Origin of the sequence: Streptomyces sp. NPDC088261 (assembly GCF_044740805.1) — a bacterium.
GTDB lineage: Bacteria > Actinomycetota > Actinomycetes > Streptomycetales > Streptomycetaceae > Streptomyces.
On record NZ_JBIURL010000002.1, the window covers coordinates 259406 to 276071 of the forward strand.

Sequence of the window (16666 nt, forward strand, 5' to 3'; positions counted from 1 at the left end):
GAGGTTTTCCGGCGCGGTACGAGGCGACGTGGCCGCGCAGGATCGTTTCTGGGGTCCTGTCGAGCGGTGGCCGCGTGTCGGGTGGCGGGTTCCGTCGTTGATGCGAGGGACGGCCGGTCAGGTCCGGCTTGAGGTCGACAGGACACCAGCGGGGACGTCGTCCCGGGCGAAGGAGGAGCACGATGGGCGTGGAGACACGTGGTTCTGGTCATGCGGTGGCGCGGGCCGCGGTGCTGGGCGCGGTCGCCGGGGTGGCGCTGCTTCCGGCCGGCGCCGCGCAGGCGAACGTCGTCGGGATCGGGAACGCGGTGTTCGGCAACACCTGCGTCAACCAGGGCGACGCGCGGGCAGCGGGTGCGACGGTGGGCGGGGCCGGCCTGGGCAGCGGCAACCACGTCGGTCTGCCGCTGGATCTCCCGCGCAACCACTGCGGCAACAGCGGCATCATCTGCACCGCCATTTTCATGTCCTCGGTGTGAGGGGGCCGGCGAGCGGCGGGGTGTCGGCTGTGCGGCGGGGACGGTGACGGCGGTGGGTCCGGTGACCGTGGGGGCAACCACGGGAACGACGGTCGGGGACCGGGCGGTGATCGCGCTGCTGGCCCTCAGCGGCCGGACGCTGCCCCTCCTGCGGGAGTGGGTGGGCGGGGACCCGGGCTGTGGTCTGGCGCGGGGGTTGCTGACCCTGGCGACGGGCGACCGCATGGACGACTCCGTACTGAAGGAACAGCTGTCGCTCGCCCACCGGGACGCCCGGACGGCCGGGGAGCGGGAGGCCAGCCTGGTGTACGGGGTGTTCCTCCACACGCACCGGCAGTACCGGCTGACGGCCGATCACCTGGTCACCCACTTCGAGCGGTGGCCGGCCGACGAACTGGCCGGGCTCATGATCGGCGCCTTCTCCGCCTGCGAGGACGCCGCCTACCGGGCCCTCGGGGACACGCTCGTGGAGCGGCAGGCGGCGCTGGCCGGTCCCGGCAACTGGCCGTGGACCGGCTGGCTGGCCTCGGCCAGGGCGGAGCAGGGCCGGGTGCGCGAGGCGCACCAGCTGGCCGAGCGGGCCCTGGACCTCTACCCCCGGTCGGGCGTCGCCGTGCACGCCCTCGCGCACGCCGAGCACGAACTGGGCACGGGCCCCGCGTCGACCGCGTTCCTGGACCGGTGGCTGACGGCGGACCCCGGGGCGGTGCAGGTACGGCACCTGAGCTGGCACGCCGCCTTGCAGTCGATCGCGTGCGGCGACTTCGAGGACGCCCGCCGGCGCGCGGACGCGGCGCTGCCCCGCCAGGACGTCGGCATGCGGGCGGCCACGAACTGGCGCCTCCTGCTGGTGGGGCAGGCGCCGGCCGGCCGCAGCGATCCGGAGCACGTACGGGAGCTGCTCACCGCGCCGGGCGGGACGGCGGAGGTCTTCCACACGTTCAACCTGGCCCTGGCCCTCGCGGTGGAGGCCGCCACCGACGACCTGGAGCACCTGGCCCGCAGGGCCGCCGCCGACCCGCGCCCCGACTACCGCGATGTCCTGGCCCCCGTGGTCCGGGCGCTGGCCGCCCTCACCGCGGGCCGTCCCCGGGCGGCGGCCGACGAGCTCGAAGCGCTGGGCGAGAAGGCCGAGCGGATCGGCGGGGTACGGGTGGAGCGCGAGATCGTCCAGGACACGCTCGCCCGGGCTCTCATGGACGCCGGGGAACACGCCCGGGCGGCGGAGCTGTTGCACCACCGCACCAGCACCCGCCGCCACCACGCGTACGAGGACCGCCTCCTCACGGCACGTACGCCGGCAGCCGCGGCCGGGCCGGGCTGACCCCGCCCGTACCGCCGTCACCCGTACCGCCGCCCGTACGTACCTCCGCAGCCCGTACCGCCGCCCGTACGCCGCCGCCCGTACCTCCGCAGTCCGCGCCCGCCGTCAACCGGCCGCGCCCGTCGTCACCCGCCCGCGTCATCGCCGTTCGTACCGCCGTCACTCACGCGGGTGACAACCAGCGTGGTGACCCGCCGACCCGGGCGCGGGACGGGCCGGGTGCGGCACGATGCCCGAAACCGACGGGCTCCCGAGCCGTGTCGGCCGAGCCGCTCATGTGCCGGAGGTAATGGCGTGTCCTTGATGAGTCCGCCCGAGTACGGGCCACCCGATCTGCCCGGTCTCGAGTTCGACCCGTTCCTGGCCCACGCGCTGGAGCAGGGGCCGGCGATGAAGATCCTGCTGCCGCAGGGCGGGGAACTGACGGAGTGCTGGCTCGTCACCCGGTACGACGAGGTCCGGTTCGTGACGTCCGACACCCGCTTCAGCCGCCGCATCACCGGCCGGCCCTTCCCCACCATGAACCGCCACCTCATCCCGATGGGCGCCAGCGTCAGCTTCATCGATCCGCCCGACCACACGCGGATCCGCTCCGTGGTCACCCCCGCCTTCACCGAGGCCCGCATGAAGGCGCTGCGCCCCCGCGTCGAGACGCTGGTGGGCGAGCTGCTGGACGGCCTGGAAACCGCCGGGCCGCCCACGGATCTCATCGAGGCCGTCGTCGCCCCGCTGCCGCTGACCCTCGTCGGGGAGATCTTCGGCTTCGCCCCGGCCGACCTGCCGCGGATCCGGAACTGGGCGCAGGGCATCCTCGTACGCCCCCGCGACGAGGCGGACGTGGCGCGGGTGCGGGAACTGCGCGACGAGGCGGCGGAGTTCTTCGGCGCCGTGATCGAGGAGCGCCGCGCCGCGCCGCGCGAGGACCTGATGACCGACGTGGCCCGCGCCGTGGACGAGGGACGGGTCAGCGCCGACGAGGCGCTCGCGATGGCCTCCCTCACCGCGCTGAACGGCTGGCACCCGGTGCGCAACAACCTCTCCAACATGGTCTTCGCGCTGCTGCGCCGGCCCCACCTGGCCGAGGCGCTGCGCGCCGGCGACCTCTCCGTACCCCTGCTGGTCGAGGAACTGCTGCGCTGGATCCCGCACAAGAACGGCATCGGGCAGCCCCGGGTGGCGGTCGAGGACGTGACGGTGGGCGAGGTCACCATCCGGGCGGGGGACTTCGTCTACGTCCAGTACTGGGCCGCCAACCGCGACCCCGACGTGTTCGCGTGCCCGGCCGAGATCGACGCCGACCGCCCCGGCCCGAACCACCTCGCCTTCGGCCACGGCCCCCACTACTGCGTGGCACCGCACCTGGCGCGCGTCCAGGCCCACGTCCTGCTGCCCGCCCTCTTCGCGCGTTTCCCAGGACTGCGCCTGGCGGTACCGGCCGAAGAGGTCGCGTTCCAGCAGGACGCCCTCATCAGAGGCCCGGTCACCCTCCCCGTCGCCTGGTAGGAGCACCCCGGGGCCCGCCCGCCACCACCGGCGAGCGGGCCCCCGGCGTTTCCCGGTGCGGGCGTTCCCGGTGCGCCGGTCAGCCGGACGCGGCCAGGTTCTTCTCGAACGCGGCCAGGTAGTTGGGCAGATGGTGGTCCTTGACGGCGTCGGTCTCGGGGGCGAAGAGGTCGGCGCTCACTCCTTTGGCACGGTCCAGCAGACGGGCCTTGAGCGGCATGGTGTCGCGGAGCCTCCCGTCGGCGTCGAAGTAGCGGAGTGTGTCGACGTGCGTGTACGCCGGTTCCGGCGGGAGGTGGGGGACGATGTCGTTGTTGTTGACGAAGCGGTAACACCGGTTCGTGAACGCCTTGTTGTGCACGCCGGCGAGGAGTCGTTCGCAGGTACGGGGCTGGCCGAACGTGTACACCCCGTCGGGCAGGAGCCGTGGCTCCTCCAGGTACCACCGGGTGCCCGCCAGCATCGCGAGGGCCCCGCCGAGGCTGTGGCCGGTGAACCAGACGCTCTGCCCGTTCGTGCGCAACTCCTCGATGGTGTCCCGGATCCGGGGGTAGACGGACTGGAGCGCCTGGTGGAAGCCGTAGTGGACGAAGCCCTTGTTCCCGGGGCCGGGAACCGGTGGGGTGGTGACGTCGGTCAGCCAGTCGTAGATCTTGAGGACCTCGGTGCCGCGGAAACCGGCGACGATCATGCGGTCGCCCGCCATGACGTACGCCTGGGTGTCCTCGACCGGGAACGGCATCCGGTGGCTCGATTCAAAGTGCCGTACCTCGTCGAAGCCCCACGCGGTCGCCTGGGCCTCGACGGCGGCCGGGTCCAGCGTGGCCAGCCCGGCCGCCCGCGCCATCCAGTAGGCGTGCGCGAGGGAGTAGCGGGTGGTCGAGTGGTCCAGGGCGGGGATCGCCATCAGTGTGTCCTCCGGGGAGTGGCGGCTGGTCGCCCAGCACCGTAGTTCCGGAGGAGCCGGGGGGAGGGGGATCGCGCCCACGACCACCCGTACGGACGCAGGGCGATACCCCCCACGGCGCTACGGAGTGTCGGTGAACGTCCACACCGCCGTGCTGCCCGGGCCGACGGTCAGGGTCGACCTGCCGATCCGTTCCACGTGGCGGTTCTTCACGGCCCGGTTGAGGGACAGTTCGACCTGTCGGAGGCCCGCCTCGTCGCGTGGGGTGGCGGCCAGGTGGATCGTGGTGCCGCCGCGCCGGGCGACCGCCCCGCCGGTCGTCGTGGTCGTGACGTCGAAGCCGCCGGCCCTCAGCAGCGGGACGGTGTCGGCGAGGTCGCCCGCCGTGACGGCGAGGCGGATCGACGTGACGTCGCGCATCAGACGGGTGCGGTAGTCGTCGGACAGGTAGCGCTCCCGGCCGACGTCACCGGGGTGGTCGGCCGGCTCGGTATTGCCGCGCGGATCGGCGAAGTACTCCGGCAGGTACTCCATCGCCCAGGCGCCGAACGCGTCGTACTGGAGCGTGGTGAAGACGGCGTCGAACCACGGCACCGGGACGCCGTCGCCGAAGTCGCGCGTCTGGCGGAACTCGACGGGCTCAGCGATCCCCTGGTCCTTCAACCGCTGGACCACCGTCGCCAGGTCGCCGGCGCGCTCGGTCGAGATCCCCATCCCGCCGGCCCCGAGGACGCCGTCCTGGCCCGGCAGGTCGCCGACCCCGAAGAGTTCGAGGTAGGTCTCCCGGCCCATCAGATAGCGGCCGGTCCAGGTCTGTCCGTCGGCCCCGGTGGTGGTGCGGATCTGGAAGTGGGCGAAGTCCCGCAGATAGCTTGAGTGTTCGATGGCGTCGGCGGTCTCCCGGTCGAGCACTCCGTAGGCGTGGTTGAAGTAGAGCAACTGACGGTCCGTCAGCGGGCGGCTGGTCTCCTCGGTGGCCCGCGCCGTGCCCGTGTCCCCCGCGGCCACCCCGGTGAGGGACAGCGTGAGGGTCGCGGCGAGGACCATGGTCATCCGTAATGTCCGGCGAAGCAGCATGCCGGAAAGCCTAGGCGGGGCGGTCGTCGCTCGCCGTTGATTTGTTCGGCAACCCCCGGGGGTTGTACGTAGGGACGGAATGACGCCACATCGCGTTGTATGTCGGACAAGGACCGGCTCGGGACGACAAGTCGCCCGTACGGCAACGGCGTTGCTCCCCGTGCGAGCCCGGAGCGTCCGGGGCGGGGGGTCACCCGTGACCTCAGCCCTTAGGGTGACCCCCATGTCTGCCACGTTGAGTTCCACAAAAACCGCCGCGGCGCTCCGGAGATCGGCGCGCGTCTCCGTCGAGTTGCTGGCGGTCCTTGTCATGGTCGCGGTGGCTCTGTGGCTCCTGGGCAAGATGTGGCCGGTCGTCTGGCCGCTGGTGGTGGGCCTGTTCCTCACCACGATGACCTGGCCCCTGACCAGTTTCCTGCGCCGGCGCGGGTGGGCCCCCGCGCTCGCCGCGTCGGCGGTGACCGTCCTCTTCCTCCTGGTCTCGCTGGGCATCGTGGCGCTGATCGCGGTGCCGGTGGCGTCCCAGTCCGGCGAGTTGACCGACGGGGTGGTCGACGGCATCCAGAAGTTGCGCGCGTGGGCGTCCGGGCCGCCGCTGAACATCGGCGACGACCAGATCGCGGGGGCCTTCGACGCCGCCGTCGCCCGGATCCAGGGCAGTATCGGCAGCACGGTGGGCGCCGTCGTCACCGGCGTGGGGACCGTGTTCAACGGCGTGGTCACCGCCGTCCTGGCGCTCTTCCTGATGTTCTTCTTCCTCAAGGACGGCCCGCGCTTCCTGCCGTGGCTCGCCCGTCAGCTCCCCGGCCGGCTCGCCACCGACGTCCCGGTCGTGGCCGTGCGCGGATGGGACACCCTGGGCGCGTTCGTACGGTCCCAGGCCCTCATCGGCCTCCTCGACGCGGTGTTCATCGGGCTCGGCCTGTGGGTCCTCGACGTGCCGCTGGTGCTCCCGCTGGCGGTGCTGACCTTCGTCTCCGCGTTCGTGCCGATCGTGGGCGCCCTGTTCGCCGGGCTGGTCGCGGTGCTCATCGCGCTGGTGTCGAACGGCCTCATGGACGCGCTGATCGTGCTGGCGATCATCGTCGTGGTCCAGCAGGTGGAGGGCAACGTGCTCCAGCCCATGATCCAGAGCCGCGGGCTCGGCCTGCACGCGGCGGTGGTCCTGCTGGCGGTGACCCTGGGCGGCAGCCTCGCCGGTGTGGTGGGCAGCCTCCTCGCGGTGCCGGCGGCCGCGCTGGTGGCGGTGGTCTGGAACTACCTGCGCGAGCAACTCGCCGACCCGCCCGGGGAGCCGGACACCGACGACGCGGACGATGCCACCGTCGTGACGACTTAGGGCGTGTCCGCGAAGTGGGGTCGTCCGCCCGGAGGGCGCCGCGAGCCAGACCCCACTTCGCGGACACGCCCTGGGCATTCCGGTGGCCGCCCGGACGGCACACAATCGTACGCATGACGATCACGGAGACCGTACGGCCCACCCACCCCCGTCCGGTGGCCCTCGTGAGGGGGTTCCTGACCGGGGGAGTGACCGGAGCGTCACTGGCCGCGCTGGTCGTCGGTGGCGTCATCGAGAACGTACCCCTGTTGGTCGGGGGTCTGGTCCTGCCCGTCGTGTACGGCCTGCTGCTCTTCGCCGCCGGGCTGCCGCGGCGCCTCCGCGAGGCGGCCGGGGGGTCCCGTACGGCTCTCGCGCTGATCGAGAGCGCGCACGCCGTCGGCGGGGAAACGGGCGACGTACCGGTGCGGTTCGTCCTGTCGGTCGCGCCGGACGACGGGCCCGCGTACCGCGTCGAGACGACCGCGAACATCAACCTGGTCGACCTCCCCGACCACCGGCCGGGCGCCCTAGTGGTGGTGGCGTACCGGCCGGACCGGCCCTGGAAGGTACGGCTGGTCGAGCGGCCCGCCCCGGAGTGGAAGCAGCGCGCCGCCGAGGCCCGTATCGACTCCGCGCCCGCGTCCACCCTGGCGAAGGAGCCGCCGGAGGGCTGCGCGTTCGGCTTCCTCCTCCTCGTCGGCCTGTCGCTCGGGGCCGCCGCCGTGGTCCTGTCGTTCCGCGCGGACCTCTTCGGTGACGAGGCTTCCGTACCGCCGCCGTCCTCCTCGGCGCCCTCCGTCTCCACGACGTCGTCGTCGACCACGGTCACGTCGTCGTCGGGGCTGGGCACGGTCTCCGTCGGCCCCGGCCAGTCGCTGCTCGACCGGGGCGAACTGTGCCGGGCCGTCGACGTGTTGACCAAGGGCAAGGAGAAGGACGCCCGCCAGGCGCTCACTGTCAGCATCCAGGAGCAGCTGATGTCGGTGGTGTTCGCGCCCACGGACACTCCCGTCGTCCAGTTCGACGTGCGCTCCCTGCCGTGTGCCCGCGTCCCCGCCCTGGTCGAGGAGGCCAGGACCACGCTCGGTGTCCGCGCCCCGCGCGGCTGGCAGGTCACCGTCGACCGCCTCACGGGCGCCCTCACGGTACGGATCACCGTGACCGGTCCCCACGGCGCGGCCTCGCTCGACGCCGACGCGCAGGGCAAGGTGACCCGGCGCAGTCCGGCGCGCTGACCGTGGCGGACCGCCGTTCGCCCCTTCTGTGTGCTGAAATCCGGCTATGGCAGGATTGGCGCGCTCGCGGGTCCGGGAGCGGGGAACAGGAAAAGGTGCGGCATGAGGGTGAACCAGCTCGGGCGGAGCGCGGTACGTGTCACGGAACTGGGCTTCGGCGGCGGCCCGTTGGGCGGACTCTTCGCACCGGTGGACGACGCGACCGCGGCGGGCGCGCTGGAGGCGGCCTGGGAGGGCGGCATCCGCTACTTCGACACGTCTCCGCACTACGGCGTCGGGCAGTCCGAGCGCTTCGTCGGTGAGGCCCTCCGGCCCCGGCCCCGGGGGGAGTTCACCCTGTCGACCAAGGTCGGCAGAGTGCTCGTGCCCCAGGACGCGGCGGGGCGCACGGACGAGTCGTTCATGGTGCCGGCGACCCACCGCCGGGTCTGGGACTTCTCCCGCGACGGCATCCTGCGCAGCGTCGAGGACTCCCTCGCCCGCCTCGGCACCGACCGTGTCGACACGCTGTTCCTGCACGACGCGGAGCCGCACTTCGAGGCCGCGCTGCGCGAGGGCTGGCCCGCGCTGGCCGAACTGCGCGCCCAGGGCGTGGTCGGCGCCGTCGGCGCGGGGATGTACGACACCTCCCTGCTGACGCGGCTGGTCCGGGAGGCGGACGTGGACGCCGTGATGCTGTCGGGTCACTACACCCTGCTGGCGCACGGGGCGCTGGACGACCTGTTCCCGGCGTGCGCCGACCGGGGGGTGTCCGTCCTCGCGGCCTCCGTCTTCAACTCCGGTCTCCTCGCCACCAACCGGCCGGTCGAGGGGGCACGCTTCGACTACGCGCCGGCCTCACCGTTGCTGCTGCGCCGCACCCACCGGATCGCCGACGTCTGCGAGGCGAACGGGGTGACACTCCCCCAGGTCGCCATGGCGTTCCCGCTGCGGCATCCGGTGGTGGCGGGCATCGTGGTCGGGATGCGCTCCGCCGACGAGGTACGGAGCAACCTGGCGGTGTTCGGCGCGGAGATCCCCGAACGGGTCTGGTCCGATCTGCGCGCCGAGGGGCTGCTCGACGAGCGCGCGCCCGTCATGGCCTGAACCGGCCTGCGAACAAGGGGGGTTGGCCGGACCCGGACCGTTGACCGCCGTCCGTCGAGCGGCCATGCTCGATGCCGCATGCGACTGAACGCGATTCACCCACATGAATACGCGGTCGGTGAGAGCGGTTCTCAGCCCCACCGTTCACTCCTGAACCCCCACATCAGGAAAGCAGGTACGGCTCATGAGGTTAAGGAAACCCCGCGGGAAACAGAGCGCCCGCGCGGCGCTCGCCGCCCTCGCGGCCACGATGCTGCTCGGCCCACTCGTCCTGTCGAGCCCGGCGGGCGCCACGACCGTCCGCCAGGAGGCCCGGACCGCTGACCCGGCGGCCTCCGCCGACACACCGCCCACGGCCCCCGGCACCCCGGCCGTCAGCGGCGTCACCTCCACCTCCGCGAACCTCCGGTGGACCGCGTCCACGGACGACCTGGGGGTGGTGGCGTACGAGATCCGCGGCGGCGGCACCGTACTGAAAACCCTGACGGGCACCCCGCCCGCCCCCTCGACCACGCTGACCGGACTGGCCTGCAACGCGCCCTTCAGCCTGTCCGTCGTCGCGAAGGACGCGGCGGGCAACACGTCGCCCGCCGGCGGATCCGTGTCCTTCTCGACCGCCGCCTGCCAGGCCGACGGCGGGGTCCCCGGCACCCCCACCGCGCTCTCCAGCGGCTGGTCGGTCCCCTGGGGCACGGACTGGCTGCCGGACGGCACCTCCGCGCTGGTCACCGAGCGGGACACCTTCAAGGTCTTCAAGGTCACCCCGGCCGGCGCCAGGACCGAGGTCGGCACCGTGCCCAACACGGTGACCACCGGCGGCGAAGGCGGGCTGCTCGGCGTCGCCGTCGACCCGAACTGGGCCGCCAACCGGTACGTCTACTTCATGCACACCGCCTCCGAGGGCAACCGCGTCGCGCGCATGACGTACAACGGCACCACCCTCAGCGGCTACACCGTCCTGCTCCGGGGCATCCAGAAGAACCGCTACCACAACGGCGGACGGCTGCTGTTCGGCCCCGACGGCTTCCTGTACGCGTCCACCGGCGACGCCCAGCAGCCCGCCCTCGCGCAGGACAGGAACTCCCTCAACGGCAAGATCCTGCGCCTCACCACCACCGGCGCGGCGGCTCCCGGCAACCCGTTCGGCTCGTACGTCTACAGCTACGGCCACCGCAACCCGCAGGGCATGGCCTTCGACCGCAACGGACGCCTCTGGGCCTCCGAGTTCGGCGAGTCCACCACCGACGAACTCAACCTGGTCAAGTCCGGCAACAACTACGGGTGGCCGACCTGCGAGGGCACCTGCAACGTCGCCGGCATGACCAACCCGAAGAAGACCTGGAGCACCGCCGAGGCGTCGCCCAGCGGCATCACGATCGTCCGCAACGTCCTCTACATGGCGTCGCTGCGCGGCGAGCGCCTGTGGCGGATCCCGATCACGGGCGACACGGAGAACGTCGGCACCGCGACGGCGTACTACATCGGTACGTACGGACGGCTGCGTACCGTCCTGAAGGTCCCGGGCGCCGACCAGGTGTGGCTCGCCACCACCAACGCCGACGCGAACGGGGGAGAGGGGCCCGGCTCCGACAGGATCTTCCGCGTCACGATCGGCTGACCGGTCGACCGGCCGGCCCGTACAGCACGAAGGCGGTACCGGACGAATCCGGTACCGCCTTCTGGTGTGATGTCGGTCAGGCCGCTGTGATGTTCAGCCGGACGACGCGGTTCGCGTCAGGCGACGACGTTGCCCTCGCGCAGCTTGGCGATGGCGTCCTCGTCGTACCCGAGGCTCGCGAGCACCTCGTCCGTGTGCTCACCGAGCAGCGGCGCCCCCTGGATGTCGGGCTTGAAGCCGGAGAACTTGACCGGGCTGCCCACGGTCAGGTACTTGCCGCGCAGCTTCTGGTCGACCTCGACGATGGTGCCGCTCTTGCGCATGTCGGGGTCCTCCGCCAGCTCCTTCATGCTGAGCACGGGAGCGGTGGGCACCTCCCACTTGCGCAGGATGTCGACGGCCTCGTACTTGGTCTTGTCGGACAGCCACTTCTCGATCTCCTCGAAGATCTCGAAGATGTGCGGCTGGCGCGCCTTGGCCGTGTTGTACTCCGGGTCCTCGACCCACTCGGGCCGGCCGATGGCCTCGGCGGTCCGCTTCCAGTTCTGCTCCTGGATCGTGAAGTAGATGTAGGCGTTGGGGTCGGTCTCCCAGCCCTTGCACTTCAGGATCCAGCCCGGCTGGCCGCCGCCGCCCGCGTTGCCGCCGCGCGGCACCGTGTCGCCGAACTCCGTCGCCGGGTACTGGGGGTACTCCTCCAGGTAACCGACCTTCTCCAGACGCTGCTGGTCACGGAGCTTGACGCGGGTCAGGTTCAGTACGGCGTCCTGCATGGACACCGAGACCTTCTGGCCGACACCGGTCTGGTCGCGCTGGATGATCGCGGTGAGCAGACCGATCAGCAGGTGCATGCCGGTGTTGCTGTCACCGAGGGCCGAACCGCTGATGGTCGGCGGGCCGTCCCAGAAACCGGTCGTGGAGGCGGCGCCACCGGCGGCCTGCGCGACGTTCTCGTACACCTTCAGGTCGGACCACGACGAGTCGTCGTTGAAGCCCTTGACCGAACCGAAGATCAGGCGGGGGTTGAGCTCGTGGATGTAGTCCCAGCCGAGACCCATGCGGTCCAGGGCGCCCGGGGCGAAGTTCTCGACGAGGATGTCCGACTCGCGGATGAGCTTCTCCATGACCTCCTTGCCCTCGGCGGTCTTGGTGTTGATCGCCAGCGAACGCTTGTTGCTGTTCAGCATGGTGAAGTAGAGCGCGTCGAGTTCCGGGATGTCGCGCAGCTGACCGCGGGTCACGTCGCCGCCCTGGGGGCGCTCGACCTTGATGACGTCAGCTCCGAACCAGGCGAGCATCTGGGTACACGCGGGCCCGGCCTGGACTCCGGTGAAGTCGATCACCTTGATTCCGGCGAGCGGCTTTTCACTCATGTTTGCTTCCTTCTGTGTCATGAACTCGGTGCGGTGGGCAGTGCGGTGCGGTGGCTGTGGTGTTCTCGCCGGCTACTTCTTCGCCGGCGTGATGTTGCCGACGGTGATGCCCTTGGGGTTGAGGTGCGCGATGTGGCCGCTCTCGGTGCCGGCCGAGGGGTCGATCTCGCAGTCGATGAGCGCCGGGCCGCCGGAGGCGATCGCCTCGGTGAGCGCGGCGGCGACCTCGGCGGGCGTGGTGGCCCGGTAGCCCTTGCCGCCGAACGCCTCGATCATCTTGTCGTGGCGCGCCCCGAGCATCAGGGTCGTCGGCGAGGGGTCGGTCTCCAGCGGGTTGACGTCGTCACCGCGGTAGACACCACCGTTGTTCATGATGACGGTGACGATGGGCAGCTGGTAGCGGCAGATCGTCTCCAGCTCCATCCCGCTGAACCCGAAGGCGCTGTCGCCCTCCACGGCCACGACCGGCTGGCCGCTCTCCACGGCCGCGGCGATCGCGTACCCCATGCCGATGCCCATGACGCCCCACGTACCGCTGTCGAGGCGGTGGCGCGGTACGTGCATGTCGATCACGTTGCGCGCGATGTCCAGCGCGTTGGCACCCTCGTTGACGAGGTACGCCTCGGGGTTGGCGTGCAGGACGTCCCGTACTGCCTTCAGGGCGCCCATGAACTGCATCGGCGACGGGTCGGCCTTCAGGCGCTCGGCCATCTTTGCCACGTTCGTCGCCGAACGGGCCGCCAGCTCGTCGCGCCAGGCGGCGGGGGCCGCGATCTGGCCCGGCTTGGTGCGCTCGGCGATCGCGTCGAGCACCGACTCGATGTCACCGACCAGCGGGGCGGCGATGGGCTGGTTGCTGTCCAGCTCCTTGGGCTCGATGTCCACCTGGATGAACTTCGCGTCCGGGTTCCACTGCGGCGCCTCGCCGTGGTTCAGCAGCCAGTTGAGGCGCGCGCCGACGAGCACCACGACGTCGGCCTTCTTCAGCGCCAGCGAACGGGCGGTGGCGGCGGACTGCGCGTGGTTGTCGGGCAGCAGGCCCTTCGCCATCGACATCGGTACGTACGGGATGCCCGTCGACTCGATGAAGGAGCGGATCTTGTCGTCCGCCTGCGCGTACGCGGCGCCCTTGCCGAGGACCACCAGCGGCCGCTCCGCGTTCGCCAGCAGCTCGATCGCGCGGTCCACCGCCTCGGGCGCGGGCAGCTGGCGCGGCGCGGGGTCGACGAGACGGCTCAGCGTCTTGTCGCCGGCTTCCTTGTCCATGATGGACCCGAGCACCGCGGCGGGGATGTCGAGGTAAACACCGCCGGGGCGCCCGGAGATCGCGGTGCGCAGGGCGCGGGCGATACCGCGCCCGATGTCCTCCACGCGGCTCACGCGGTACGCGGCCTTGACGAACGGCTGCGCGGCGGCGAGCTGGTCCATCTCCTCGTAGTCGCCCTGCTTGAGGTCGACGAGGTGGCGCTCGCTGGAACCCGATATCTGCACCATCGGGAAACAGTTGGTGGTCGCGTTGGCCAGCGCGACGAGCCCGTTGAGGAAGCCCGGCGCGGACACCGTGAGGGCCACACCGGGCTTCTTCGTGAGGTAACCGGCCGCGGCCGCCGCGTGTCCGGCGTTGCTCTCGTGGCGGAAGCCGATGTAGCGGATGCCGCGCGCCTGCGCGAGCCGGGCCAGGTCGGTGATCGGGATGCCGACGACCCCGTAGATCGTGTCGATGTCGTTCAGCTTGAGCGCGTCGACGACCAAGTGGTACCCGTCGGTGAGCTCGTCCCGAGCGTCGGCGGTCGCCGCTGTCTCCGGTGCGGAAGGGGCGGTCATGGTCCGGGGTCCTCCTTGGGCAGGCATGCCTGTTCGGCTTCTCATCACACCTTCGGCAGCCGGGGACGTCCCGTCCAACACCTATCGGCGACCAGCCGATAAACAGCATTTATCGATGCCCCGTACAGGCGGGCCGGCCCGCCCTCCGCCTGGGTTGATAGACCTGCGCTATCGGCTGTTCGCCATCGCGTATTGGACGGGCACCCCGCGCCCGCGCAGGCTCGCTACCTGACGTCTTCAAACAGGCCTGGTGCGAGGAGGAGGTGGTCATGGCGGTTCCGACCGCAGCATCCGTGCGCGACGAGAACCGGTATCGGCCCCCAACGATCACAGGACTCACAGATCTCCTCGACCGGCAGGTACGCGACCGACCCCGGGCCCGGGCGCTCGTCGCCGGCCCGGACCGGGTGCCCCTGTCGTACGGCGCCCTCGCGTCCCTCGCCGGTGACGTCGCCGCGGGCCTGGGCGCCACCGGGCTGCGCCGGGGGGACGCGGTCGCCCTCGTCTGCGCCAACACCGCCGAGTTCGTCGTCGCGCTGCTCGGCGCCGCGCGGGCCGGGCTGGTGGCCGCTCCGGTCGACCCGGCCCTGCCCGTCGCCGACCTGTCCGCGCGGCTCCGCGCGCTGGGCGCGCAGGCCGTCCTGGCGGGCCCCGCCGCCGGCTCCGTACCCGTCGCGGCGCCCGGCGTACCGGCGTGGACCCTGCGCGTGGACGTGCCCCCCGCCGGGACGGCGTCCGCGCGCCTCGACACCGGTGCGCCGCTGGTACGGCGGGTGCGGGGCGCGGCCGCGGAGCTGACGGACCACGACACCCTCGTCCTGTTCACCGCGGGCACGACCGACCAGGCCAAGATGGTCCCGCTGACCCACGCCAACGTGGCCGCGTCCGTGCGGGACATCTGCGCCACCTACGAGCTGGGCCCGGGGGACGCGACCGTCGCGGTGATGCCGTTCTTCCACGGACACGGTCTCTTCGCGGGGCTCCTGGCCACCCTGGCCAGCGGCGGGTGTGTCCTGCTGCCCGAGCGCGGCGGCTTCTCGGCGCCGACCTTCTGGGACGACGTACGGGCCGTGTCCGCGTCCTGGTTCACCGCGGCGCCCACCGTCCACGAGATCCTTCTGGAGCGGTCGGCGACGGAGTACCCGGGCCCGAGCCTCGCGCCGCTCAAGTTCGTCCGCAGTTGCAGCGCGCCGCTCAACACCGCCACCCAGCGGGCGCTGGAGCGCACCCTCGGCGCGCCGCTCCTCTCCGCGTACGGCATGACCGAGTCCACGCACCAGGCGACCAGCGAACCGCTGCCGCAGCAGGGGTTCCTCAAGCACGGCTCCGTCGGCCGGTCGACCGGCGTGGACCTGCGGGTCTTCGACCGGAACGGGCGGCCCTGCCCCGTCGGCACCCAGGGCGAGGTGTGGGTGCACGGACCGACCGTCGCGCGCGGCTACCTGGGCGACCCGGCGGAGACGGCGCGCGGCTTCCGCGACGGCTGGTTCCGCACCGGTGACCTGGGGTCACTGGACGAGGACGGGTACCTGTTCCTCACCGGGCACATCAAGAACCTGATCAGCCGCGGCGGTACGGTCATCTCGCCCGAGCACGTCGAGGACATCCTCGCGGGGTGCCCCGGCGTCACCGAGGCGGCCGTCTTCGCCCTGCCCGACGAGGGGAACGGGCCGCGGATGGGCGCCGTCGTGGTCGTGAGCGACGGCGAGTCCACCGGGCCCGAGATCCTCCAGTACTGCCGCAACCGGCTGCCCGCCGCCGAGGTGCCCGACCGGCTCGACGTCGTCGGCTCGCTGCCGCACACGGCCAAGGGCGGCCTGGACCGGCCGGCGGTGGAGAGCCTGTACGGGCACTGACGGCCTGTACGGGCACTAGTAACCCGGTACGGGCACTGGAGGGCACTGGACAAGCCCGTACGAGCGCCGAAGGCGGTACGGGCACGGCCGCGAGGCCCAGTCGGCCCGGGCCCCAGCCGGCCCGAGGCTCAGCGCATGCGGTGCTCGCCCGGCATCGACTGGTCGAAGAACTCGTCCAGCGACAACTCCGTTGCCGCGTTCACGAACGCCCGCGCCGCGATCGAGCCCGGCGTCGCCGCGTGGATCGCCACCGAGATCTGCGCCCGCGCGTCCGGCGCCACCAGCCGCACGGCCCGCGGCCTGCCGATCACCGGCATGGCACGCAGCCACGTGTGGGGCACGATGCTCGCCCACTCGCCGACGCCCACGTGCGCGTAGAGCGACGCGACCGAGTCCGTCTCCACCTGCGGGGTCACCACGACCCCGTTCTCCGCGAAGACCCGGTCGATCAACTGGCGGATCCGCATGTCGGGCGTCAGCAGGGCGAGCGGCAGCTGCGCCGCGTCCGCCCACGCCATGGTGTCGCTCTGGGGCATCAACTGGTCGCCGGACGCGAGCAGCACGTACCGCTCCTGGTACAGCGGCACCACCTGGAGGCTCTCGCGGTCGTCCGGCGCGAAGTGCGCGATCGCCGCGTCCAGCTCGAACTCGCGGAGCTGGCGGTGCAGCTCCTTGGCCGACTGCCGGGACTGGACCTGCACCTTCGCCAGCGGGTGCGCCCCGCAGAACGCCGCCACGGGGAGCGCCAGGGTCGTCGACGCCGTCGGTTCCGTCCCCAGCCGCAGCGTCCCGGTGATGCCCGACTGGACGGCCGCCACCTCGGCCTTGAAGGCGTCCTGTTCGGCGAGGATCCGCTTGGCCCAGACGACGAGCCGCTCGCCCTCCGGGGTGAGGCCCTCGTAGTTGTGGCCCCGGTTGATGAGGGTGACGTTCAGTTCCCGTTCCAGCTTGGCGATCGCCGCGGAGAGGGCGGGTTGCGAGACGTAGCAGGATTCCGCCGCCCGGGCGAAGTGCTTCTCCCTGGCCACCGCCACGAAATACTCCAGCTGACGGAACAGCATCG

Annotated in this window: 14 protein-coding genes; 8 read left to right on the plus strand and 6 right to left on the minus strand. The window is 71.8% G+C overall.

Annotated features, from left to right (window positions below; genetic code table 11):
• Positions 1 to 182 precede the first annotated feature (182 nt).
• Entirely contained in the window at positions 183 to 479 is a 297-nt protein-coding gene (locus ACIODU_RS05140) for a chaplin family protein (protein ID WP_356419093.1), read from the plus strand.
• Between the two features lie 61 nt (positions 480 to 540).
• A complete protein-coding gene (locus ACIODU_RS05145) occupies positions 541 to 1803 on the plus strand; it encodes a hypothetical protein (protein ID WP_401764062.1) in 1263 nt (420 codons plus the stop codon).
• Here ACIODU_RS05145 and ACIODU_RS05150 read toward each other — a convergent pair.
• Complete coding sequence (locus ACIODU_RS05150; RefSeq protein ID WP_401764065.1) at positions 1763 to 1945, minus strand: hypothetical protein; 183 nt, start codon at positions 1943 to 1945, stop codon at positions 1763 to 1765. The two genes, ACIODU_RS05145 and ACIODU_RS05150, sit on opposite strands and share 41 nt — an antisense overlap.
• Before the next feature lie 161 nt (positions 1946 to 2106).
• On the opposite strand from ACIODU_RS05150, the gene ACIODU_RS05155 reads away from it, so the two are divergent.
• The gene (locus tag ACIODU_RS05155; protein WP_401764917.1) at positions 2107 to 3306 is read left to right on the plus strand and encodes a cytochrome P450; all 1200 of its coding nucleotides are present in this window, start codon (positions 2107 to 2109) and stop codon (positions 3304 to 3306) included.
• A 79-nt stretch (positions 3307 to 3385) separates the two neighbouring features.
• Here ACIODU_RS05155 and ACIODU_RS05160 read toward each other — a convergent pair whose 3' ends face one another.
• A complete protein-coding gene (locus tag ACIODU_RS05160; protein WP_401764068.1) occupies positions 3386 to 4213 on the minus strand; it encodes a lipase family protein in 828 nt (275 codons plus the stop codon).
• Between the two features lie 120 nt (positions 4214 to 4333).
• Positions 4334 to 5266 carry a DUF5829 family protein gene (locus tag ACIODU_RS05165; protein ID WP_401764071.1) on the minus strand — a complete coding sequence of 311 codons (933 nt, stop codon included), beginning with the start codon at positions 5264 to 5266 and terminating at the stop codon, positions 4334 to 4336.
• 247 nt (positions 5267 to 5513) lie between these two features.
• Here ACIODU_RS05165 and ACIODU_RS05170 point away from each other — a divergent pair, with 247 nt between their 5' ends.
• The 4 genes from ACIODU_RS05170 to ACIODU_RS05185 all read left to right on the plus strand — a co-directional run bounded on the left by ACIODU_RS05170 (position 5514) and on the right by ACIODU_RS05185 (position 10550).
• On the plus strand, positions 5514 to 6629 hold the full coding sequence (locus ACIODU_RS05170) for an AI-2E family transporter (RefSeq protein WP_401764074.1): 1116 nt from the start codon (positions 5514 to 5516) through the stop codon (positions 6627 to 6629).
• 113 nt (positions 6630 to 6742) lie between these two features.
• Positions 6743 to 7846: a hypothetical protein gene (locus ACIODU_RS05175; protein WP_401764077.1), complete on the plus strand. Its 1104-nt coding sequence runs from the start codon at positions 6743 to 6745 to the stop codon at positions 7844 to 7846.
• A 102-nt stretch (positions 7847 to 7948) separates the two neighbouring features.
• Positions 7949 to 8932, plus strand: a complete 984-nt coding sequence (locus ACIODU_RS05180; protein WP_401764079.1) for an aldo/keto reductase — start codon at positions 7949 to 7951, stop codon at positions 8930 to 8932.
• 184 nt (positions 8933 to 9116) lie between these two features.
• Positions 9117 to 10550 (plus strand): PQQ-dependent sugar dehydrogenase, encoded by a 1434-nt coding sequence (locus tag ACIODU_RS05185; RefSeq protein WP_401764082.1) that lies wholly within the window; start codon positions 9117 to 9119, stop codon positions 10548 to 10550.
• A 116-nt stretch (positions 10551 to 10666) separates the two neighbouring features.
• Here ACIODU_RS05185 and frc read toward each other — a convergent pair whose 3' ends face one another.
• Positions 10667 to 11923, minus strand: coding sequence for a formyl-CoA transferase (gene frc / locus ACIODU_RS05190; protein WP_356419069.1), 1257 nt, complete (start codon positions 11921 to 11923; stop codon positions 10667 to 10669).
• 72 nt (positions 11924 to 11995) lie between these two features.
• Positions 11996 to 13747, minus strand: a complete 1752-nt coding sequence (oxc, locus tag ACIODU_RS05195; RefSeq protein ID WP_356419066.1) for an oxalyl-CoA decarboxylase — start codon at positions 13745 to 13747, stop codon at positions 11996 to 11998.
• A gap of 269 nt (positions 13748 to 14016) precedes the next feature.
• On the opposite strand from oxc, the gene ACIODU_RS05200 reads away from it, so the two are divergent.
• The gene (locus tag ACIODU_RS05200) at positions 14017 to 15603 is read left to right on the plus strand and encodes a FadD7 family fatty acid--CoA ligase (protein ID WP_401764086.1); all 1587 of its coding nucleotides are present in this window, start codon (positions 14017 to 14019) and stop codon (positions 15601 to 15603) included.
• 128 nt (positions 15604 to 15731) lie between these two features.
• Here the strand turns inward: ACIODU_RS05200 and ACIODU_RS05205 are convergent, their stop codons facing one another.
• Positions 15732 to 16664 carry a LysR family transcriptional regulator gene (locus ACIODU_RS05205; RefSeq protein WP_356419061.1) on the minus strand — a complete coding sequence of 311 codons (933 nt, stop codon included), beginning with the start codon at positions 16662 to 16664 and terminating at the stop codon, positions 15732 to 15734.
• Positions 16665 to 16666 lie beyond the last annotated feature (2 nt).